Source organism: Kitasatospora sp. NPDC049285 (assembly GCF_040678815.1).
GTDB lineage: Bacteria > Actinomycetota > Actinomycetes > Streptomycetales > Streptomycetaceae > Kitasatospora.
On sequence record NZ_JBFAQR010000096.1, the window covers coordinates 1 to 20,645 of the forward strand.

Consider the following 20,645-nt stretch of genomic DNA (forward strand, 5'->3'; position numbering starts at 1 on the left):
CACCACCAGGCGAACCCGCTCTGCACCATCAACACCCCGAAAGCCACACCCAGCGGGAACAGGCCGAGCCCGACGCCGAGGGTGTCCTTCGCAGCTGATGCCATGGGCCCCGTCAGGGGCCCGGGGAACGGCGGGGGTATGGGGCGGTCGGGGTCACGGGGCGCTGTGAGGTCTGGGCGCATGGACGTATCCAAGAGCACCAGCCGTCCTGAGACCTAACCGCCACTCGCCTCGCAGTTCCGCCCCCAGCCCCGAGGGGGCCGGGAGGTACCCCCAGAGCCCCTGGTGGCGCTTACGCTGCCGGCAGTTCGTCCAAGCCCTCGTGGACCATCTTCGCGACGCGGTCGAGCGCGGCGTCCGCGCCTTCCGCGTCGGCGGTGAGGACCACCGTGTCGCCGCCCTCCGCGCCGAGCGCCAGCAGGCCGAGCATGGAGCCGGCGTTGACGGGGGCGCCGCCTTCCTTGGCGATCGTCATCGGGACGCCGGTGGAGGTCACGGCCTTGACGAAGATGGAGGCGGGACGGGCGTGCAGGCCCTCGGCCCAACCGATGGTGACGCGGCGCTCAGCCATGAGAGGTGCCTTTCCGGTGGTGCAGGGTGGTGCAGGTTGTCTAGACCAGTGTGACACGCCGGTCCGGGAACAGCGCCCCGACACCGCGCCGCCCAGCCTGCCGTGCGGCGCACGCTAGGCGCCATCAGGCTCGCCGACGGCTACGCTGGCGACCGTGGACCACGAGGTGGAAGCGGAGCACGGCTACCCGCAGCACTGGGAGGCCGACGTCCTGCTGCGCGACGGCGGCACGGCCCGGATCAGGCCGATCACCCCGGGCGACGCGGACCGCCTGGTCGAGTTCTACGAGCAGGTCTCGGACCAGTCGAAGTACTTCCGCTTCTTCGCCCCGTACCCGCACCTGTCCGACAAGGACGTGCGCCGCTTCACCCACCACGACTACGTGAACCGGGTCGGCCTGGCGCTGGTGGTGCGGGACCGGTTCATCGCCACCGTCCGGTACGACCGGATCGACCGGGACGGGATGCCGTCGACCACCGGGACGGACGCCGAGGTGGCGTTCCTGGTGCAGGACGCGCACCAGGGCCGGGGCATCGCCTCGGCGCTGCTGGAGCACATCGCGGCGGTGGCGCAGGAGCGCGGGATCCGCCGGTTCACCGCGGAGGTGCTGCCGGAGAACCGGAAGATGGTGAAGGTGTTCACCGACGCCGGGTACACCCAGCGGCGCAGCTTCGCCGAGGGCGTGGTGCACCTCGAGTTCGACCTGGAGCCGACCGCCGCGTCGCTGGCGGTGATGCGGGCGCGTGAGCACCGCGCCGAAGCCCGGTCCGTGCAGCGGCTGCTGACGCCCCGTTCGGTCGCGGTGATCGGGGTGTCGCGCAACCCGCAGTCGGTCGGCCGGGCGGTGCTGCGGGACATCGGGGCGGGGTTCGACGGGCCGGTGTACGCGGTGAACCGCAGCGCCGAGCGCGGGACGCTGCTGGACGGGGTGGCCACCCACCGGTCGGTGCTGGAGATCCCCGGGCCGGTCGACCTCGCGGTGATCGTGGTGCCGGAGCCCGCGGTGCCGGAGGCGGTCGCCGAGTGCGGGGCGCACGGCGTCCGGGGCCTGGTGGTGGTCACCGCCGGGTACGCGGAGACCGGGCCGGACGGGCGCGACCGGCAGCGGGCACTGGTGCGGCAGGCCCGGGCGGCGGGGATGCGGGTGATCGGACCGAACGCCTTCGGGCTGGTCAACACCGATCCGACGCACCGGCTGAACGCCTCGCTGGCGCCGGTGATGCCGGACCGCGGACCGTTCGGAGTGTTCTGCCAGTCCGGTGCGATCGGCGTCGCGCTGCTGGAGGCCGCCCACCGGCGCGGGCTCGGGATCTCCTCGTTCGCCTCGGTCGGCAACCGCGCCGACGTCTCCGGCAACGACCTGCTGCAGTACTGGGAGGAGGACGACGCCACCGAGGTGGTGCTGCTCTACCTCGAGTCCTTCGGCAACCCGCGGAAGTTCACCAGGATCGCCCGCCGGCTGGCCGCCGCCAAGCCGGTCGTGGTGCTCAAGGGCGCCCGGCACACCGGCAGCCTGCCGCCCGGCCACGCGGTGCAGCCCGCCGCCACCCGGCTGCGCGACGCCACCGTCGACGCGCTGTTCCAGCAGGCCGGGGTGATCCGGGTCGACACCATCACCGAACTGTTCGACACCGGCGAACTGCTCTCCGGCCAGCCGCTGCCGGCCGGTGGCAGGGTCGCCGTGGTCGGCAACTCCGACTCGCTCGGACTGCTCACCTACGACGCCTGCCTCAGCGCGGGGCTGCGCCCGCGCACCCCCGTCGACCTGACCACCGGCGCCACCGGCGAGAACTTCCGGATCGCGCTGGACACCGCACTCAGCGACCCGAGCGTCGACGCGGTGATCGCCGTCGCCATCCCGCCGATCGGCGTGCACGGCCCCGACCCGGCGCCCGAACTGCTGGAGGACGACCCGGAGATCGCCCAGGCGCTGCTGGACGCCGCCGTCCGCGGCCGCGAACTAGGCAAGCCGCTGCTGCTCGCCCACCTCGCCCTGCCCGGCCTGGTCGAACGGCTGCGCGCGGGGCGGGTGCCCGCCTACCCCACGCCGGAACGCGCCGTGCACGCCCTCGCGGATGCCGTCCGCTACGCCAAGTGGCGCCGACGCAGCGCCGAGGCCGAGGAGACCGCCCGGGTGCCGGAACTCGACGGGGTGGACGAGGCCGCCGCGGCCGCGCTGGTCGAGCGGGCCCTCACCAGCCGCGAGGCGGTCGCCGCCCGGCTGCAGGCCGGCGGCGCCAGGGTCACCCTGCCCGACGCGGAGGCCCTCGAACTGCTCCGCTCCTACGGCATCCCGGTCAGCCCGACGCTGTCCGCGCCCGACGAGGCGAGCGCCGTCAAGGCGGCCGCCACGCTCGGCTACCCGGTCGCGCTGAAGGCCACCGCCGAGCACCTGCGGCACCGGCCCGACCTGGGCAGCGTCCGGCTCGACCTCACCAGCGAGGCCGAACTGCGCCGCGCCCACCGGGAGCTGGACGCGCTGCTCGGCGGCGCCGCGCAGGCCAGGCTGGTGGTGCAGCGGCTCGCCCCGCGCGGCGTGGACACCGTGATCGGCGCCTCGGTCGACTCCGCGGTCGGCACCATCCTCTCCTTCGGCCTGGCCGGCGCCCCCGCCGAACTGCTCGGCGACGTCGCGCACCGCCTGGTCCCGGCCACCGACCGGGACGTCGCCGAGCTGATCCGCGAGGTGCGCGCCGCCCCGCTGCTGTTCGGCTGGCGCGGCGCGGAGGCGGTCGACACCGACGCGCTGGAGGAGATGCTGCTGCGGGTCTCCCGGCTGGTCGACGACCTTCCGGAGGTCGCCTCGGTCGACCTCGAACCGGTCGTGGTCGCCCCGCAGGGCCTCGCCGTGCTGGGCGCCACGGTGCGGATCGCACCGCTGCCGGTCCGCACCGATCTGGGGCCGCGCGCCATGAGCACCCTGTAACCTTGCGTGGTTGCCTGCCCGCAGACCGGGCGGCGCGAGGGCGGACCTCCGGGGAAGCCCGGCAGACCCGGCGCAGTGCCACCCGCCGGAGCGGCGGGACATGCCAGGATGGAGTTATGGCGAAGACCGGTACCACCACGCAGGACCTGCGGTCCGCGATCGAGCGCAGCGGTTACTACCCGGCGCTGGTCTCCGAGGCGGTGGAGTCCGCGGTGGGCGCTGAGCCGATCACCTCGTACCTGGTGCACCAGGAGACCACCTTCGACGCCAACGAGGTCCGCCGGCACGTCACCGTGCTGGTGCTCACCCCGTCCCGCTTCGTGGTCAGCCACACCGACGAGCAGAACGGCGACGCGGCCACCCCCGTCCCGTACGCCACCACCTCCACCGAGACGGTCCGCCTGGACCGGATCAACTCCGTGGTGGTCAGCCGCATGGTCGCCAACCCCGAGACCTACACCCCCGGCACCCTGCCGCGCGAGGTCGTCCTCACCATCGGGTGGGGCGCCGTGCAGCGGCTCGACCTGGAGCCCGCGGGCTGCTCCGACCCCAACTGCGAGGCGGACCACGGCTACACCGGCTCGGCGACGGCCGACGACCTGTCGCTGCGGGTCAGCGAGGCCGGCGACGGTCCGGAGACGGTCACCCAGGCGCTGGTCTTCGCCCGGGCGCTGTCCGAGGCCACCGTGACCGGGGTCTGAGCTCGCGCATGCACCTCGGCCACGACTCCTTCGAGATCCTCGACCCCGCCGACGCCCCGGCCCCCCGCTACGGCACCGCCGCCCTCAGCGACCTGCTGCCCACGGTGGCCGCCGGCCTCGGCGTGGACGGCTACGCCCGCGCCCTGCCGCTGGAGCCCGCCGACCGGGTCTGCGTCTTCCTGGTCGACGGCCTCGGCTGGGAACTGATCCGCCGTCACCCCGACTGGGCGCCGTTCCTCACCTCCCTGGTCGCGGCGGGCAGCCCGCTCACCGCCGGCTTCCCGTCCACCACCGCCACCTCGCTGGCCTCGGTGGGCACCGGCCTGCCGCCCGGCCGGCACGGCCTGGCCGGCTACACGGTCGCCATCCCCGGCACCGGCCAGCTGATGAACCAGCTGCGCTGGCAGCCGCCGCTCGACCCGCACGCCTGGCAGCCCTACCCGACCGTCTTCCAGCAGGCGCACGACGCCGGGGTGGCCACCGCCCAGGTCTCCTCGCCGCTGTTCGCCGCCACCCCGCTCACCCAGGTCGCCCTCTCCGGCGGCACCTTCCTCGGCCGTACCACCGGCGAGGAGCGGATGGACCAGGCGGCCCGCTGGCTCGCCGAGCACGACCGCGCGCTGGTGTACACCTACGTCAGCGAACTCGACGCGGCCGGGCACCGCTTCGGCGTCGACTCCGACGAGTGGCGGCTCACCCTGCACACCGTCGACCGGCTGGCCCGTCGGCTCGCCGAGCAGCTCCCGCCGCGCTCCGCGCTGTACGTCACCGCCGACCACGGCATGATCGACATCGCCGAGGAGGACCGGATCGACTTCGACGAGGACTGGGAGCTGTCGGCCGGCGTCGCCCTGCTCGGCGGCGAGGGCCGGGCCCGGCACGTCTACGCGGTCTCCGGCGCGGCCAACGACGTGCACGCCGTGTGGAGCGAGGTGCTGGGCGACCGGATGTGGGTCGCCACCCGCGACCAGGCCATCGACGCGGGCTGGTTCGGCCCCGCGGTGGACAGCCGGGTCTACCACCGGATCGGCGACGTGGTCGCCGCCGCCCGCGACGACATCGCGGTGATCGCTTCCCGGCAGGAGCCCGGCGAGTCCCAGATGGTCGGCCTGCACGGCTCGATGACTCCGGTCGAGCAGCTGGTCCCGCTGCTCGAAGTCCGCGGCTGACCGCCCGCGCCCGAACCCCCACCCGAAAGGCTGACGCTCCACCCATGGCTGAACTGGTGTTCTTCTCGGGCACGATGGACTGCGGCAAGTCGACGCTGGCCCTCCAGATGGACCACAACCACTCCGCCCGCGGCCGCCAGGGCATCATCTTCACCCGCCACGACCGGGCCGGCACCGCCATCATCTCCAGCCGGCTCGGCCTGCGGGCCGACGCGGTCGAGGTCGGCGACAACTTCGACTTCCAGTCCTACGTGGTCCACCTGCTCTCCGCCGGCGGCAAGGTCGACTACCTGATCTGCGACGAGGCACAGTTCTTCGACTCCGGGCAGATCGACCAACTCGCCCGCATCGTCGACGAGTTGGGCATCGACGTGTTCACCTTCGGAATCACCACCGACTTCCGCACCAGGCTCTTCCCCGGCTCCCAGCGCCTGATCGAACTCGCCGACCGGGTCGAGGTCCTCCAGGTCGAGGCACTCTGCTGGTGCGGCGCCCGGGCCACCCACAACGCCCGCACCGTCGGCGGCGTCATGGTCGTCGAGGGAGCACAGGTCGTGGTCGGCGACGTCGCCGTCAACGAGGACGAGATCGGCTACGAGGTGCTCTGCCGCCGCCACCACCGCCGCCGGCTCACCGCCGCCACCGCCCGCGCCGCCGTGCTCTCCCCGGACGTCCTCCCCTTCGAGGGTTCCTGACGGTCCGTCGAGTGTTGCGCCACGTGTCCTGACCGGCGACCTCGCCCCGGCGCCGCCCGGCGCGCGCCACAATGGGCGACATGACCTCGCCCCTGATCACCGCCGCCGACCTCGCCGCCGCGCTCGACTCCGCGCAGCCGCCCGTGCTGCTCGACATCCGCTGGCAGCTCGGCGGCCCGCCCGGCGCCGAGGAGTACGCCAAGGGCCACCTGCCCGGCGCCCACTACCTCGACCTGGACCACGAGCTCGCCGACCCGCCCGGCCCGGCCGGCCGCCACCCGCTGCCCGACCCGGAACGCCTGGCCACCGCGCTGCGCCGGGCCGGGGTCCGAGGCGACCGCCCCGTGGTCGCCTACGACGCGGGCCCCTCGCTCTCCGCCGCCCGCGCCTGGTGGCTGCTGCGCTGGGCCGGCCACACCGACGTCCGCGTCCTCGACGGAGGCCTCGCCGCCTGGCAGGCCGCCGGTCACCCGCTCACCACCGACACCCCGGCCCCCGCCGACGGCGACTTCAAGGTCGACCCCGGCCACCTCCCCACCGTCGACGCCGCCGGGGCCGCCGACCTCGCCACCAGCGGCCTGCTGCTCGACGCCCGCGCCGGGGAGCGCTACCGTGGCGAGACCGAGCCCATCGACCCGCGGGCCGGGCACATCCCCGGCGCGATCTCCGCCCCCACCGCCGAGAACCTCACCGCCGACGGCCACTTCCTCCCCGCCGCCACCCTCACCACCCGCTTCACCGCCCTCGGCCTCACCCCCACCACCCCCACCGCCGTCTACTGCGGCTCCGGCGTCACCGCCGCGCACCAGCTCCTCGCGCTGGAAGTCGCGGGCTTCGAGGGCATCGCGCTCTACCCGGGCTCGTGGAGCGAGTGGTCCGCGAACCCGGAGAACCCGGTAGCAACTGCCTGAAGTGGCAAACGTCTAGGGGCTCGGGGAACTGCGAGGCGAGTGCCTGACGGTCTCACCTCGGCTGTAGGTCTTGGGAGACCTCTATGCGCCCAGACCTCGCAGCGCCCCGGCACCCTGACCGCCACGCACTCCCGCCGTTCCGCCCCCAGCCCCAAGGGGGGCCGGGAGGTACCCCCAGGGCCCCTAGAGGGCCCCGGAGGGGCCCCTGCTATTCAGGCTTCTTGCGGCGCGACCCGAACACGATCTCGTCCCAGCTGGGCACCGTCGCCCGCCGGCCCGGGCGGACGCCGTCCGCCTCGGCCTGGCGGTCGGTGGTGCCGACCAGGCGCTCGCGGTGGGGGGCGACGGACCGGGGCATGAGGATGTCCGCGTACGCGGAGCCCGCGCCGACGCTGGCCGCGGGGGCGGCCGTGGCGGCGGTCTCCTCGACCTCCTCCACCTCCTCGGCGACCGTGGTCTCGACGGCGGGGCCGATCGGGGTGAGGTCGCCGCGGTAGGCGGGGACCACGTCCAACAGGCTGGTCAGGGAGTCCCGTTCGGCGACCGCCTCGCGGGCTTCGCGGGCCTCCCGCACCTCCCGGACCTCGCGCGGCTGCATGATCCGGTCCGCGGAGGGACGCTCGATCATCGGGCGGGACGGGCGGTCCTGGGGGAGCCGGGCGATCCGCGGGATGAACGGGAAGACCGAGTCCTCCTCGCGTTCCACGTTCTCGCCGATCAGGGCGCGGGCCTCGTCGTCGTTCGGCTGTACCAGCCGCCGCGGCGGGTCGTAGGACCAACTGGCGCTGCGGGGCTCGCCGTCGGCGCGGTAGGCGAGACGGACCTCCCAGGTGCCGTCGTCGCGGCGCCAGGAGTCCCAGTGCTCGCTGTCCTTCTCCGCGCCGCGCAGCGTGAGGCGTTCGGCGACGGCCTCGCCGAGCTGCGGGCCGGTGGACTCGCCGTGCCGACGGATCGCCGTCTTGCGGGCCCGCTCGGCCATGAACGCGCGCTCGGCCAGCACCGGACCCTCGAAGCGGCGGACCCGCTCCACCGAGATGCCGGCGGCCTGGGCGACCTCCTCCGCGGAGGCACCGGCTCGTATCCGCGCCTGGATGTCACGGGGGCGGAGGTGGCTCTCCACCTCGATCTCGATCTGGCCGAGCCGGGGCCGGTCGCCCCGGATGGCGGCGCGCAGGCGCTCGTCGATCGGAAGCGTGTACTCCGTGCTGTCGGCAGCCTTGAGCACCAGCCGTGTGCCGTCGTTGCTGACGGCCACGACGCGCAGTTCGGGCACGGTTACCTCCCGGGTGGTGCCTGCCGACGTCACCTGCGTCGCTGCTCCCGTACTGAGTGTGGCCTGCCCGCTGGCGACTGGCCACAACCTTGCAGAGTTACCCGGCGTGTCGGGCTTTCGCCCGGGCGCGCCGCTGTGGCACGGTTGCCTGTTTGCCACGTCGCCGGTCGACATCGATCCCGGGCTTCCGGGCCGCCGTCTGACGGGCAGTCGACAACGGGACCGAAGGCTCAGGCTCCACGAACAGTACTCCATTCGTGGCATCCACAGGGGCGGCTCGCCGCTCAAGTCTCCCGCGAATCATCGGAATCTCACGGGTGGGCACCCCGAAGACGCGCGTGCGATCAGTGGACGGTGATCATCTTCACATATATCGACCGGCAGGAACCAGATTTTCGACCCTTGTGTCCTTCTTTGGGCAAGATGGAGAGACTTGTTCGAGATTTCGACACGCCGACCCGGGGACAGGGATGCCGCAGCAGAGGGAGCAGTTCGCGCACGGACCGGCCGGAGGGGCGGAGCGGCGGGAGCGCAGACGGCTTGATCTGACGGTTGCTCAGGTGGCGGCGAGTGCCCTGGCGGCGGTGGTCGGCGCGGTGCTGGCCTCGGAACTCGGAGTGTACGGAACGATACTCGGCGCTGCCGTGGTCTCGGTGGGGGCCACCGTCGGAAGCGCGGTCTTCCAGCACCTCTTCAAACACACCGGGGAACAACTGCGCAACGCGGTGGAGCGCGATCCGGAAAGGGCCGAGCCGATCCTTCCGGGCCCGGCGCCGGCGAACGGAATCAGCCAGGACTGGAACAAACCCCGGGTGCTGCGCGCGAAACGGCGCTGGACCTGGAAGTCGTACACCGCGGTATCGGCGCTGGTCTTCGTGGTGGCGATGGTCCCGATCACGGCGGTGGAACTCGCGGCCGGCAAACCGTTGAACGCCATCACCACCGGGCAGTCCGGCGGCGGCACCTCGTTCAACCCGTCCAAGCCCTCCGCCCCGCAGCCGGAGGCGCCCGGGAAATCGCCGAGCACCGCCCCGTCCACCACGCCGTCCGGTTCGCCCGCGGCCACCCCGTCCGGCTCGCCCTCGCCGAACTCCTCGCCCAGCCCGTCCGGTTCGGCCACCCCCTCCGGGTCGCCCTCGCCCTCGGCCGACGCACCGTCAGGTGCGGCGTCGGCCGGGGCGGCGGTCACGCCCGGCGCGCAGGACGGGCTGGTCAGCCCGGGTCCGAGCACCACGCCGGTGGGCTGACGGTCTGTTCGCCCGAAGGGTTCTCCGGGCCGTCAGCCCTGGGTGCTCTTCACCAGGTTCACTTCGTTCGCCGCTGCCGCGGTGGCGACGCCGTGGCGGAGGCGGGGGAGGCCGAGGTAGGCGACCAGGGCGCCGAACGCGGCCGCGGCGGTGGGGACCCAGTAGCCCGCGGGGGCGCCCGCGGCGTCGACCACCCAGCCGGCGAGGGAGGAGCCGACGGCCACGCCCATCGCGAGACCGGTGGTGGTCCAGGTCATGCCTTCGGTGAGCTGGGAGGCCGGGACCAGCCGTTCGACCAGGGCCATCGCGGTGATCAGGGTGGGGGAGATGGCGAGGCCGGCCAGGAAGAGCGAGGCGCCTACGGCGGTGAGTCCGGCGGTGCCGTGCAGGAAGAGGCCGGAGAGGATCAGCGGGACCATGCCGGCGGCCATCACGGTGACGCCGATGAGGAAGCGCCAGGCCATCGAGCCGGTCAGCTTGAGGACGCCGAAGACCGCGCCGGCCAGGCAGGAGCCGAGCGCGTAGACGGCGAGCACCACGGTGGAGGCGCCGATGTGGCCCTGGGCCTTGGCGTAGGCGACGGTGACCACCTCGACGGAGCCGAAGATGCCGCCGGTGGCGATGAAGGTGACCACCAGGACCTGGAGCCCCTTGGAGCGGATCGCCGAGCCGCCGGTGCGGTGGGCGGCGGGATGGACCGGCGGCTCGGTGCCGCGCTGGGCGGTGAAGAGCAGGATGCCGACGATCAGGAAGACCCCGGCGAGCAGCACGCCGGACTCGGGGAAGAGCGTGGTGGCCAGGCCGATCGAGAGGATCGGTCCGACGATGAAGCAGATCTCGTCGGCGACGGCCTCGAAGGAGTACGCGGTGTGCAGCTTGGGCGGCTCGTCGCGGTAGAGGTGGGCCCACCGGGCGCGGACCATCGAGCCGGTGCTGGGCATCACGCCCATGCCGGCGGCGAAGACGAAGAGGGTCCAGTCGGGCGCGCCGAGCCGGGCGCAGAGCAGCAGGCCGGCGGCGGCCAGGGCGGTGACCGCGGTGGCCGGGAGGGCGACCCGCCGCTGGCCGTGGCGGTCGACCAGCTGGGAGATCCGGGGGCCGAGGATCGCGGCGGAGACCGCCAGGACCGCGGAGAGCGCGCCGCCGATCCGGAAGGAGCCTCTGATCTCGGACAGCATCGTCACGATGCCGATCCCGGTCATCGAGATCGGCAACCGGGCGATCAGGCCGGAGGAGGAGAAGGCCAGACTGCCGGGGGCGGCGAAGATCTGGCGGTAACTGGACAGCACGGGTGGCTCCGTCGGGTGGGTCAGGCTCGGGGTCAAGCTCGGGGCAAGGCTCGGCGTAAGGCACGACTCTCGTCATCACAGCTTACGAACCGTGACGGAGCGCCCGCACCCGGATAAGCCGCCCGCGTCCGGCCCGACGGTCCGTCAGGGACCGGCCTGCCGGTCGGGCACCGGGCGGCGGGTGGCGGGTGGCAGGATCGGAGCCATGTCCGACACGCGCATCCTCACCGACCACGCGCCGTACGACGCGCTGCTGCTGCTCTCCTTCGGCGGGCCGGAGGGCCCCGAGGACGTGGTGCCCTTCCTGGAGAACGTGACCCGGGGGCGGGGCATCCCGAAGGAGCGGCTGACCGAGGTCGGCAAGCACTACTTCCTGTTCGGCGGGGTCAGCCCGATCAACGCGCAGAACCGCGAGCTGCTGGCCGCGCTGCGCAAGGACTTCGCCGAGCACGGCCTGGACCTGCCGGTGTACTGGGGCAACCGGAACTGGGCCCCGTACCTGGTGGACACCCTGCGGGAGATCGCCGCGGACGGGCACCGGCGAGTGCTGGTGCTGGCCACCAGCGCGTACGCGGGGTACTCGGGCTGCCGGCAGTACCGGGAGAACCTGGCCGACGCGCTGGCCGTGCTGGCCGAGGAGGGCGCGCCGGAGCTGACCGTCGACAAGCTGCGGCACTTCTACAACCACCCCGGCTTCGTCGAGCCGATGATCGACGCGACCCTGGCCGCGCTCGCCGAACTGCCCGAGGCGGTCCGATCCGGCGCCCGGCTGGCGTTCACCACGCACTCGATCCCGACCGCGATGGCGGAGAGCTCCGGCGCCCCCGACGACCCGGCCCGCGGCACCCCCGGCGGGGCGTACGTGGCCCAGCACCTGGAGGTGGCGGGGCTGATCGCCGAGGCGGTGGCCGAGGCCACCGGCGTCGCCGACCGGCCGTGGGAGCTGGTGTACCAGAGCCGCAGCGGCGCGCCGCACATCCCGTGGCTGGAGCCGGACATCTGCGACCACCTGACCGCGCAGCGGGCGGACGGCGCCCCGGCGGTGGTGATGGTGCCGATCGGGTTCGTCTCCGACCACATGGAGGTCAAGTACGACCTCGACACCGAGGCGGTGGCCCGCGCCGCCGAGCTCGGCCTGCCGGTCGCCCGGGCCGCCACCGTGGGCGCCGACCCCCGTTTCACCGCCGCCGTGCGCGAGCTGGTGCTGGAGCGCGCCGCGGTGGAGCGCGGCGTTCCGGTCGCCCGCCGCGCGCTCGGCGCGTGCGGGGCCAGCCACGACGTGTGCGCCCTCGCCTGCTGCCCCAACCCGCGCGCGCCGCGCCCGGCCGCCGCCCAAGCCCGATGACCCGGAGGACTCCCGCCGTGACCGACCCCCTGCTGGACGAACTGCTCGCCACCGCCGTCGAGGCGGCCACCAAGGCGGGCGAGCTGCTGCGCGACGGCCGGCCCGAGGAGCTCGGGGTGGCCGCCACCAAGAGCAGCCCGGTGGACGTGGTGACCGAGATGGACCTGGCCTCCGAGAAGCTGGTCCTGGAGCTGATCTCGGGACGCCGCCCCGCCGACGGCTACCTCGGCGAGGAGGGCGCCGACCGCCCCGGCACCTCCGGCGTGCGCTGGGTGGTCGACCCGCTCGACGGCACCGTCAACTACCTGTACGGGCTGCCCTCCTGGGCGGTAAGCGTGGCCGCCGAGCTGGACGGCGAGGCGGTGGTCGGGGTGGTTTACGTGCCGGCCCGCGGCGAGCTGTTCCAGGCGGTCCGCGGCGGCGGGGCGTTCCTGAACGGACGTCAGCTGACGGTCCGTCCGGCCGCGGCCTGGGGGACGGCGCTGGTCGCCACCGGCTTCGGGTACCTGCGCGAGCGCCGGGTGCGCCAGGCCGAAGTGGTGCAGGCGCTGATGGCCGAGGTGCGCGACATCCGCCGGGCCGGCGCCGCCGCGGTCGACCTGTGCGACCTGGCGGCCGGCCGCTTCGACGGCTACTTCGAGCGCGGCCTGGCCCCCTGGGACCGGGCGGCCGGACTGCTGATCGCCCGCGAGGCCGGCGCGCTCACCGGCTCCCGCCCCGGCCTGCCCGCCGACGGCGAGCTCACGGTGGCCGCCCCGCCCGGCGTCTTCGAGCCGCTGCAGGCCCGCCTGGAGGAACTCGGCGCCTGGCACGACTGAGCCCGGCGGCGGACTCGGCACGCCCCGAGAAAGCGAAGGGCCCTGGCACGGGTACGGTGCCAGGGCTCGCTGGTGCGGGTGGGGATCAGATCAGGTCAGGTCAGGCGGCGGAGCGGTGCGTACCGTGCACCGTGTCCACGCCGTGCTCGGCGGCGAGACGCTGGAGGTCCTCCAGCTCGGACTGCTCGACCTCGGCCAGGAACTCGTCCCCGGACTCGATCGCGCGGTGCAGATCCTGCTCGGCGTTCTTGATCCGCTGAAGGATTCCGGTGGTGAAGGCGTCCATACGGGCCCCCTTTGCTGTGTCGGACGGGCTCGGTCCGGGCAACCCCCCGGCACGGACCGAAAACCGGAACCGGCACTCCCGGGCGGGGAGCGCGGAGACGGCGCGGCGGCCGAGTTCCGAAGGCTTTCGAGCCCAGACCGGTGCGGATGGGGCACTCGGCGGGTGGTGGCCGCGATCCGTGCAGGGCGGTATCGCGGTGTGCACCTGTCCTCCCCGCCCCCGCGCGGGGGAAACCTCGACGGGCCGGAAAGTTGCCCGGGTCACAGTCCAACCGGCAGCCGGCGACTCCGTTTTCGCCACCGGCACACCGGACTTACCCCTTGTTTACCGCGCGACCAGGCAGGATGGAGGCACCGTCGGATCCGCGTGTCCGGATCCGCCGCCCGGTGCACCACGGCCCGCACGGGCGTCACGGTCTGGGCCGCTCCAGAGAAGGGACAACCGCCGTGCGGGTACTCGTCGTCGAGGACGAGCAGCTGCTCGCCGAGGCCGTCGCCACCGGCCTGCGCCGCGAGGCGATGGCCGTCGACGTCGTCTACGACGGGGAGGCCGCGCTGCAGCGGATCGCCGTGAACGACTACGACGTGGTGGTGCTCGACCGCGACCTGCCGCTGGTGCACGGCGACGACGTCTGCCGGAAGATCGTCGAACAGGGCCTGGCCACCCGGGTGATCATGCTGACCGCCTCCGGCGACATCAGCGACCGGGTCGAGGGCCTGGAGATCGGCGCCGACGACTACCTCCCCAAGCCGTTCGCTTTCAGCGAACTCGTCGCCCGGGTACGGGCGCTGGGCCGCCGCGCCACCGTTCCGCTGCCCCCGGTGCTGGAACGCGCCGGGATCAGCCTGGACCCCGGCCGCCGCGAGGTGATCCGCGACGGCAAGCCGGTCCAGCTCGCCCCCAAGGAGTTCGCCGTCCTGGAGGTGCTGATGCGGGCCGGCGGCGCCGTGGTCTCCGCCGAGCAGCTGCTCGAGAAGGCCTGGGACGAGCACACCGACCCCTTCACCAACGTCGTCCGGGTGACCGTGATGACCCTGCGCCGCAAGCTCGGCGACCCGCCGGTGATCGTCACCGTGCCCGGCTCCGGCTACCGGGTGTGACCCCCGCCGACCACCGCCCCGGCTGAGAGGACCCGTCCGACATGACCACCCCGCCACCACCCGGCGGGGCCCCCGGCGCGCCCGCCCAGGGCCCCGGCCAGGTGCCCCCGCGCCCGCCGCACCCCCCACGCCCCTCCGAGCCGGGCGGCGCCCGCCGGCGGGACGACACCTACCACCCCGGCGACGGCCTGTTCGCCTGGCTGTCGCTGCGCCCCACCATTCGGATCCGGCTCACCCTGCTCTACGGCGGGATGTTCCTGATGGCCGGGGTGGTCCTGCTGCTGCTGATGTACTACTTCGTCCGGACCGCGTTCCAGGACAACCAGCTGCCGCACCTCACCCTGGGCCAGGACGTCACCTTCCGGCTGCCCGACGGCACCCGGATCACCGACCAGGCCACCCTCGACAAGTGGATGGACAACTACCAGGCGACCCGCAGCAGCGCCGCACTGTCCACGCTGCTGCGCAAGGCGCTCACCGCGCTGGTCTGCCTGGCCGTGATCGCGTTCGCGGTCGGCTACGCGATGGCCGGCCGGGTGCTGCACCCGCTCGGCCGGATCACCCGCACCGCCCGCGAGGTGGCCGGCAGCGACCTGCACCGCCGGATCGAGCTGGACGGCCCGGACGACGAGTTCAAGGAACTCGCCGACACCTTCGACGAGATGCTGGAGCGGCTGGACCGCGCCTTCGACTCGCAGCGCCGGTTCGTCGCCAACGCCTCGCACGAGCTGCGCACCCCGCTGGCGATCAACCGCACCCTGCTGGAGGTGCAGCTCGCCGACCCGGAGGCCTCGCCCGACCTGCAGCAGCTCGGCAAGACCCTGCTGGCCACCAACGAACGCAGCGAGCAGCTCGTCGAGGGCCTGCTGCTGCTGGCCCGCAGCGAGAACGAGATCACCGACCGCCGCGCGGTCGACCTCTCCGAGGTCGCGCTGCGCGCCGTGGAGCAGATCCGCCCGGAGGCCGGCACCCGCGAGGTGGAGCTGCGCTCCGAGCTGGCGCCCGCCCCGGCGCACGGCAACGGCGTGCTGCTGGAGCGGATCGCGCTCAACCTGCTGCAGAACGGCGTGCGCTACAACAGCCCGGACGGCTGGGTGGAGATCACCACCCGGGCGGTCCCGGGCGGGGGCGGCGAGCTGGTGGTCAGCAACACCGGCCCGGTGGTCCCCGGCTACGAGCTGGAGCACATCTTCGAGCCCTTCCGCCGGGTCAAGGGCGCCGACCGGACCCGCAGTGACAAGGGCGTCGGCCTCGGCCTGTCGATCGTCCGCTCGGTGGTCCGGGCACACGGAGGCACCATCGAGGCCACTGCCCGCCCCGGAGGCGGCCTGCGGGTGCAGGTCCGTATCCCGTAGTCGTCGACCCGCTCCCGGGCCGCCAGTGGCCCGTGTACGCCGTTCGGAGCAATCCGAAGGCCTCAGCCGCCCCCGTCCAGCCTGTGTCGGAACGACATAAGCGCTGGACAGGGGCGGCTTGTCATTTGGTGTCGGATCAACTTACGGTTACGTAACCTACGCAGCCGTAGGTGAGCCCGTCCCACCCGCAGGAGCTACCGCCGTGACCATCACCCCGCAGCGCCCCGCAACGACCGCATGGACCGACGCCCGGCTGATCCTCGCGCTCGAAGAGGTCGTGGAGACCGAGCTGAACCGCCACCTCAAGGTCGCCAAGGAATGGATGCCGCACGAGTACGTGCCGTGGAGCCAGGGGCGGGACTTCGACGGCGTGCTCGGCGGTGAGGCGTGGTCGCTGGAGCAGTCCAAGGTGACCCCGCTGGGCCGGGTGTCGCTGGTGGTCAACCTGCTCACCGAGGACAACCTCCCGAGCTACCACCACGAGATCGCCAGCATGTTCGGCCGCGAGGGCGCCTGGGGCACCTGGGTGCACCGCTGGACCGCCGAGGAGGGCCGCCACGGCATAGCGATCCGGGACTACCTGTTGGCCACCCGGGCGGTCGACCCGGTCGAGCTGGAGCGGGCCCGGATGACGCACATGGCCGAGGGCTTCCAGTCCGACAACTCGCACAGCATGCTGCACTCGGTGGCCTACGTGGCCTTCCAGGAGCTGGCCACCCGGATCGCCCACCGCAACACCGGCCACCACTCCGGCGACCCGCTCTGCGACCAGCTGCTGGCGAAGATCGCCAACGACGAGAACCTGCACATGGTCTTCTACCGGAACCTGCTGAAGGCCGCCCTGGAGCTCGCCCCCGACGAGGCCATGCGCGCCGTCGCCGACGTGGTGATCGACTTCCGGATGCCCGGCCACGGCATGCCCGGCTTCGAGCGCTCCGCCGCCCAGATCGCCATCGGCGGCATCTACAACCTCCGCATCCACCACGACGACGTGCTGCAGCCCGTGCTGCGCCACCTCAAGGTGATGGAGATCGGCGGCCTCGGCCCGGTCGGCAGCCAGGCCCAGCAGGAGCTCGGCGCCTTCCTGGACGGCCTGGACGCCCAGGCCACCAAGTTCGACGAGCGCCAGGCCGCGCTGCTCGCCCGCCGCGCCGCCGCGGCCGCCGCCCGCGCCTGACGGCGGGTGCCGGGACCGGTCCGGAACCGACCCGGGCACAACGGTCGGTAAGCGGACGATCCGACCGGAGTGAGCCCGGGTCGAAAGGCCCGTTTTCGCGTCAAACGCCCGTCATCGGCGCCAATGTGACGAAGCTCACACCGCGGCGTACGATCCGTTTGCGTCCCCCTTGAGGGTGATCACCCGTTCGGGCCACTCGGTTGCGCTGCGTCATGTCGCCGGGCATTCACGGACAAGTCGACCTGTCGTCAAATTCCGTCCCGCAGCGTGCAGTTGCCGACCCGGTCGGTTCCGGGCGGCTACCGTAGGTAGTCGACCGGATGCCACGGCCCGCCCTGGTTCACCCATCCGAGGGATCGTGTTCGGACCCTGTTCGATCACCCTGACGGGCCCCCGACTGGGTGTCGATTGAGTAACAGGGCTTGAAGTAAGGCACAATCTCGGCCTCGGGTCGGGCACAAGACCGGCCCCCCAGGCGTTACGTGCGCTGGAGATACCCGCACACACCCAAAGGGGGAGAGCGAAACATGGCAACGGACTACGACACCCCACGCAAGACCGATGACGACCTCAACGAGGACAGCATCGAGGAACTGAAGGCCCGCCGGAACGAGAAGGCTTCCAGCTCGGTCGACGTCGACGAGTACGACGCGAACGAAGGCCTGGAGCTTCCCGGTGCCGACCTCTCCAACGAGGAGTTGTCGGTTCGCGTGCTGCCCCGGCAGGCCGACGAGTTCACCTGCATGAGCTGCTTCCTGGTGCACCACCGGAGCCAGCTCTACAGCGAGAAGAACGGCCAGCCGATCTGCCGGGACTGCGGCGCCTGAAAACGGCGCGGCACAGGCCCGGGCGGGCGAGACCCCTCCGCCGGCCCGGTACGCCGCCCCGTCCGGCCTTGAGCAGCAAGGCCGGAGGCAGCATCAGCGACCGTCCCGAGCGGTCGCACCCGGTAGGCCGCGAGCTGCGCGCCTGCCACGCAGTGCTCGCCGAGAAACGCCGAAAGGGACGGTCCCGCCACCACGCGGGAACCGTCCCTTCCGGTTTTCTCCGGCCCTTCGGCCGCTCCGGCCGTACCCCGGCCCCGGACTCAGCGGGCGCGGCCGACGGCCGCCTCGCTGAGCGCGTCCGCCAGCCGCTGCGGCGAGCGGGTCGACAGGTACAGGTACGGCGTCGGGTCGGCCGGATCGGTCACCTCGACCTTCAGCGCGGTCGGCACGTAGCTGCGCAGCAGCATGAAGGCCCGCGGATCGGCCTTCACCGACCGCCAGGCCACCGCCTCCTTCGGGTTCAGCACCTCGGCCGCCCCGAGCGCGCTCACCGGGATCCTGGCCTGCCCGGCCACCAGCGAGCCCTGCACCACCCGGATCCGGGCCGAGCCGTAGCCGCTGAGCGCCGCGGCGCCCGCGGCCACCCCGACCACCAGGCCGACCAGCGCGGCCACCTCGCTGAACCTGAGCAGGATCAGCGCGAGCGAGAGCCCGAGCGCGAGGGCCAGCAGCCACCAGGAGCGCGGGACGGTGAGACGTTCGTCGTACATGCCGTCCATTGTGGGCGCACCACACGCCCGGCCCGGCCCCCGGGGCCCCGCGACGCACCCCGGACGATGCTGCGCCGGAAAGCTACCGGCCGGTAAGGTCGCCGCTGTGAACGGACCCATCGCCACCCCCACCACGCCGCCCGCAGAGGCCGTCCTCCCGCCCCGCTCCCCGCAGGCCCCCGCACCCGGCACCGTCATCGGCACCCACTACGAGGACTGCTTCGGCTGCGGCCCGCACCACCCCCACGGCCTCCAGCTCACCGCCACCGCCGGCGACCGGCTCGACGTCACCGCCGAGTTCACCGTCAAGCCGGGCCACCAGGGCGGCCCCGGACTCGCCCACGGCGGCGTCCTGGTCAGCGCCATGGACGAGACCCTCGGAACCCTCAACTGGCTGCTCGGCGCCCCCGCCGTCACCGGCCGGCTGGAGACCGACTTCGTCCGTCCGGTCCCCGTCGACTCCGTGCTGCACATCCACGCGCGGGTGACCGGGGTCCACGGCCGCAAGGTCTACAGCGCCGCCGAGGGCCGCATCGGCGGCCCCGACGGACCGGTCGCGATCCGCGCCCAGGCTCTCTTCATCCAGGTGAAGCTGGAACACTTCACCACGCACGGTCGTCCCGAGGACGTGCAGAAGGTCCTGGACGACCCGGACCTGATCAAGCGAGCCCGAGCCTTCGAGGTGAACCCGTGACCGACCCCGTCCGCCCCCCGGTCGACATCCTGATCCGCCGCCTCGACCCGGAGCTCCCGCTCCCCGCGTACGAGCACCCCGGTGACGCCGGAGCGGACCTGCGCACCACGGTCGACGCCGAACTGAAGCCGGGCGAGCGGGCGGTGATCCCCACCGGTATCGCCATCGCGCTACCGGACGGTTACGCGGCGTTCGTCCACCCCCGGTCCGGACTGGCCGCGCGTTGCGGAGTTGCACTGGTGAACGCCCCGGGGACGGTCGATGCCGGGTACCGTGGTGAGATCAAGGTGATCGTGGTCAACCTGGACCCGCGCGAGCCGGTCTCCTTCAAGCGAGGCGACCGGATCGCCCAGCTGGTCATCCAGCAGGTCGAGAAGGCCCGCTTCCACGAGGTGGGCGAGCTCCCGGGTTCGGTCCGGTCCGATGGCGGGTTCGGCTCGACCGGCGGTCACGCCGCGGTCTAGCATTCCCGCGGTCTCGGCTCCGGCCGGGCTGGCACGACGAGCGGGTGGAAGCGGTGCGGTTCGCCGCGGTTTTCGGCCGGTCTGATGGGTAGCAGGTAGCAGGTATTTCGCGTTCGGTCTTGGATTCGGTCTTGGACCGGGAAGGACAGTGACCGTGTTCCGTCGTCGCAAGAGCGAGGACGCTGTCGAGCAGCTCGCCGAGGACGCCATCAGCGCCGACGAGACGGCCGATGACGTCGAGGGTTCCGCCGAGAGCGAGAACGACACCGAACCGGACCCGGCCGAGCGGGTCGGCCTTCCGCCGGCCCCGCGCCCGGACGGGCCGTGGGACGTCTCCGAGCTGGAGAAGCCCGAAGAGGGCCGCGTCGACCTCGGGGGCCTGCTGATCCCCGGCGTCGAGGGCATGGAACTGCGCGTCGAGGTCGCGGGCGACTCGATCGTCGCCGCCACCCTGGTGCTCGGCAACAGCGCCATCCAGCTCCAGGCGTTCGCCGCCCCCAAGTCCGAGGGCATCTGGCCCGAGGTCCGCGAGGAGATCGCCACCGGCATCACCGGCCAGGGCGGCGTCATCGAGGAGGAGGAGGGCAACCTCGGCTGGCACCTGCGCGCCCAGGTCCCCGTCCAGCTCCCCGACGGCAACCGCGGCTTCCAGCTGGTCCGCTTCGTCGGCTGCGACGGCCCGCGCTGGTTCCTGCGCGGCGTGATCTCCGGTCAGGCCGCCGTCCAGCCCGAGATGGCCGGCATCCTCGAAGAGGTCTTCCGCCAGACCGTCGTGGTCCGCGGCGAGTCGCCGATGGCGCCCCGCGACCCGATCGTCCTCAAGCTCCCCGAGGACGCCCAGATGGTCGCCGACGGCGCGGCCGCCCCCGCGGAGCCCGAGTCCCCCTACGCCGGCGGCTCGATCGACCCGTTCTCCCGGGGCCCCGAGATCACCGAGGTCCGCTGACCTTCCGGACGTCCCGCGTCCCCTTCCGCCCCCGCACCGTTCGCGTGCGGGGGCGGATTTGCTTCGCGGCCGCCGGTACCCGTACAGTTCCGGAGTCGCGCCGAGAGGGGCGAACGAAGGCGAGTTCGAGGAAACACCGGT

At 73.0% G+C, this 20,645-nt stretch carries 20 protein-coding genes; 15 read left to right on the forward strand and 5 right to left on the reverse strand.

What is annotated here, in order from left to right; all coding sequences use genetic code 11:
• Nucleotides 1-292 precede the first annotated feature (292 nt).
• Nucleotides 293-571, reverse strand: a complete 279-nt coding sequence (locus AB0K51_RS33080; protein ID WP_363461699.1) for an HPr family phosphocarrier protein — start codon at nucleotides 569-571, stop codon at nucleotides 293-295.
• Nucleotides 572-725: 154 nt separating this feature from the next.
• Here AB0K51_RS33080 and AB0K51_RS33085 point away from each other — a divergent pair, with 154 nt between their 5' ends.
• The 5 genes from AB0K51_RS33085 (at nucleotide 726) to AB0K51_RS33105 (ending at nucleotide 6,973) form a co-directional block, all read left to right on the forward strand.
• Nucleotides 726-3,497, forward strand: coding sequence for a GNAT family N-acetyltransferase (locus tag AB0K51_RS33085; protein ID WP_363461701.1), 2,772 nt, complete (start codon nucleotides 726-728; stop codon nucleotides 3,495-3,497).
• 116 nt (nucleotides 3,498-3,613) lie between these two features.
• Complete coding sequence (locus AB0K51_RS33090) at nucleotides 3,614-4,198, forward strand: DUF5998 family protein (protein WP_363461703.1); 585 nt, start codon at nucleotides 3,614-3,616, stop codon at nucleotides 4,196-4,198.
• Between the two features lie 8 nt (nucleotides 4,199-4,206).
• Nucleotides 4,207-5,367, forward strand: a complete 1,161-nt coding sequence (locus AB0K51_RS33095; RefSeq protein WP_363461705.1) for a nucleotide pyrophosphatase/phosphodiesterase family protein — start codon at nucleotides 4,207-4,209, stop codon at nucleotides 5,365-5,367.
• 44 nt (nucleotides 5,368-5,411) lie between these two features.
• Complete coding sequence (locus AB0K51_RS33100) at nucleotides 5,412-6,062, forward strand: thymidine kinase (RefSeq protein WP_363461707.1); 651 nt, start codon at nucleotides 5,412-5,414, stop codon at nucleotides 6,060-6,062.
• 80 nt (nucleotides 6,063-6,142) lie between these two features.
• Complete coding sequence (locus AB0K51_RS33105; protein WP_363461709.1) at nucleotides 6,143-6,973, forward strand: sulfurtransferase; 831 nt, start codon at nucleotides 6,143-6,145, stop codon at nucleotides 6,971-6,973.
• 208 nt (nucleotides 6,974-7,181) lie between these two features.
• On the opposite strand, the gene sepH is transcribed toward AB0K51_RS33105, so the two are convergent.
• A complete protein-coding gene (sepH, locus tag AB0K51_RS33110) occupies nucleotides 7,182-8,279 on the reverse strand; it encodes a septation protein SepH (RefSeq protein WP_363461711.1) in 1,098 nt (365 codons plus the stop codon).
• A 527-nt stretch (nucleotides 8,280-8,806) separates the two neighbouring features.
• On the opposite strand from sepH, the gene AB0K51_RS33115 reads away from it, so the two are divergent.
• On the forward strand, nucleotides 8,807-9,493 hold the full coding sequence (locus tag AB0K51_RS33115; RefSeq protein WP_363461713.1) for a hypothetical protein: 687 nt from the start codon (nucleotides 8,807-8,809) through the stop codon (nucleotides 9,491-9,493).
• Nucleotides 9,494-9,525: 32 nt separating this feature from the next.
• Here AB0K51_RS33115 and AB0K51_RS33120 read toward each other — a convergent pair whose 3' ends face one another.
• A complete protein-coding gene (locus tag AB0K51_RS33120; protein ID WP_363461715.1) occupies nucleotides 9,526-10,782 on the reverse strand; it encodes an MFS transporter in 1,257 nt (418 codons plus the stop codon).
• Nucleotides 10,783-10,987: 205 nt separating this feature from the next.
• Between AB0K51_RS33120 and AB0K51_RS33125 the strand changes: the two genes are divergently transcribed.
• Nucleotides 10,988-12,127 carry a ferrochelatase gene (locus tag AB0K51_RS33125; protein WP_363461717.1) on the forward strand — a complete coding sequence of 380 codons (1,140 nt, stop codon included), beginning with the start codon at nucleotides 10,988-10,990 and terminating at the stop codon, nucleotides 12,125-12,127.
• A 17-nt stretch (nucleotides 12,128-12,144) separates the two neighbouring features.
• The gene (locus AB0K51_RS33130; RefSeq protein ID WP_363461719.1) at nucleotides 12,145-12,945 is read left to right on the forward strand and encodes an inositol monophosphatase family protein; all 801 of its coding nucleotides are present in this window, start codon (nucleotides 12,145-12,147) and stop codon (nucleotides 12,943-12,945) included.
• A gap of 100 nt (nucleotides 12,946-13,045) precedes the next feature.
• Here AB0K51_RS33130 and AB0K51_RS33135 read toward each other — a convergent pair whose 3' ends face one another.
• On the reverse strand, nucleotides 13,046-13,231 hold the full coding sequence (locus tag AB0K51_RS33135; RefSeq protein ID WP_363461721.1) for a hypothetical protein: 186 nt from the start codon (nucleotides 13,229-13,231) through the stop codon (nucleotides 13,046-13,048).
• Nucleotides 13,232-13,677: 446 nt separating this feature from the next.
• Here AB0K51_RS33135 and AB0K51_RS33140 point away from each other — a divergent pair, with 446 nt between their 5' ends.
• The 4 genes from AB0K51_RS33140 (at nucleotide 13,678) to AB0K51_RS33155 (ending at nucleotide 17,690) form a co-directional block, all read left to right on the forward strand.
• On the forward strand, nucleotides 13,678-14,331 hold the full coding sequence (locus AB0K51_RS33140; protein ID WP_363461723.1) for a response regulator transcription factor: 654 nt from the start codon (nucleotides 13,678-13,680) through the stop codon (nucleotides 14,329-14,331).
• A gap of 41 nt (nucleotides 14,332-14,372) precedes the next feature.
• Nucleotides 14,373-15,686 (forward strand): HAMP domain-containing sensor histidine kinase, encoded by a 1,314-nt coding sequence (locus tag AB0K51_RS33145; protein WP_363461725.1) that lies wholly within the window; start codon nucleotides 14,373-14,375, stop codon nucleotides 15,684-15,686.
• Nucleotides 15,687-15,888: 202 nt separating this feature from the next.
• Nucleotides 15,889-16,863, forward strand: a complete 975-nt coding sequence (locus tag AB0K51_RS33150) for an acyl-ACP desaturase (RefSeq protein ID WP_363461727.1) — start codon at nucleotides 15,889-15,891, stop codon at nucleotides 16,861-16,863.
• A gap of 527 nt (nucleotides 16,864-17,390) precedes the next feature.
• On the forward strand, nucleotides 17,391-17,690 hold the full coding sequence (locus tag AB0K51_RS33155; RefSeq protein WP_014138508.1) for a DUF4193 domain-containing protein: 300 nt from the start codon (nucleotides 17,391-17,393) through the stop codon (nucleotides 17,688-17,690).
• 260 nt (nucleotides 17,691-17,950) lie between these two features.
• On the opposite strand, the gene AB0K51_RS33160 is transcribed toward AB0K51_RS33155, so the two are convergent.
• A complete protein-coding gene (locus tag AB0K51_RS33160) occupies nucleotides 17,951-18,409 on the reverse strand; it encodes a DUF3093 domain-containing protein (protein ID WP_363461729.1) in 459 nt (152 codons plus the stop codon).
• Between the two features lie 97 nt (nucleotides 18,410-18,506).
• On the opposite strand from AB0K51_RS33160, the gene AB0K51_RS33165 reads away from it, so the two are divergent.
• The 3 genes from AB0K51_RS33165 (at nucleotide 18,507) to AB0K51_RS33175 (ending at nucleotide 20,504) form a co-directional block, all read left to right on the forward strand.
• Nucleotides 18,507-19,094, forward strand: a complete 588-nt coding sequence (locus AB0K51_RS33165; RefSeq protein WP_363461731.1) for a PaaI family thioesterase — start codon at nucleotides 18,507-18,509, stop codon at nucleotides 19,092-19,094.
• Entirely contained in the window at nucleotides 19,091-19,558 is a 468-nt protein-coding gene (gene dut, locus AB0K51_RS33170; RefSeq protein ID WP_363461733.1) for a dUTP diphosphatase, read from the forward strand. The genes AB0K51_RS33165 and dut overlap by 4 nt, the downstream gene beginning before the upstream one ends.
• A 154-nt stretch (nucleotides 19,559-19,712) precedes the next feature.
• Nucleotides 19,713-20,504, forward strand: coding sequence for a DUF3710 domain-containing protein (locus AB0K51_RS33175; RefSeq protein WP_363461735.1), 792 nt, complete (start codon nucleotides 19,713-19,715; stop codon nucleotides 20,502-20,504).
• Nucleotides 20,505-20,645: the final 141 nt, after the last annotated feature.

Coding starts and splice junctions, on each gene's coding strand:
- AB0K51_RS33080 (WP_363461699.1), bottom strand. CDS start 571: ATGGCTGAGCGCCGCGTCACCATCGGTTGGGCCGAGGGCCTGCACGCC.
- AB0K51_RS33090 (WP_363461703.1), top strand. CDS start 3,614: ATGGCGAAGACCGGTACCACCACGCAGGACCTGCGGTCCGCGATCGAG.
- AB0K51_RS33095 (WP_363461705.1), top strand. CDS start 4,207: ATGCACCTCGGCCACGACTCCTTCGAGATCCTCGACCCCGCCGACGCC.
- AB0K51_RS33100 (WP_363461707.1), top strand. CDS start 5,412: ATGGCTGAACTGGTGTTCTTCTCGGGCACGATGGACTGCGGCAAGTCG.
- AB0K51_RS33105 (WP_363461709.1), top strand. CDS start 6,143: ATGACCTCGCCCCTGATCACCGCCGCCGACCTCGCCGCCGCGCTCGAC.
- AB0K51_RS33125 (WP_363461717.1), top strand. CDS start 10,988: ATGTCCGACACGCGCATCCTCACCGACCACGCGCCGTACGACGCGCTG.
- AB0K51_RS33135 (WP_363461721.1), bottom strand. CDS start 13,231: ATGGACGCCTTCACCACCGGAATCCTTCAGCGGATCAAGAACGCCGAG.
- AB0K51_RS33145 (WP_363461725.1), top strand. CDS start 14,373: ATGACCACCCCGCCACCACCCGGCGGGGCCCCCGGCGCGCCCGCCCAG.
- AB0K51_RS33155 (WP_014138508.1), top strand. CDS start 17,391: ATGGCAACGGACTACGACACCCCACGCAAGACCGATGACGACCTCAAC.
- AB0K51_RS33160 (WP_363461729.1), bottom strand. CDS start 18,409: ATGGACGGCATGTACGACGAACGTCTCACCGTCCCGCGCTCCTGGTGG.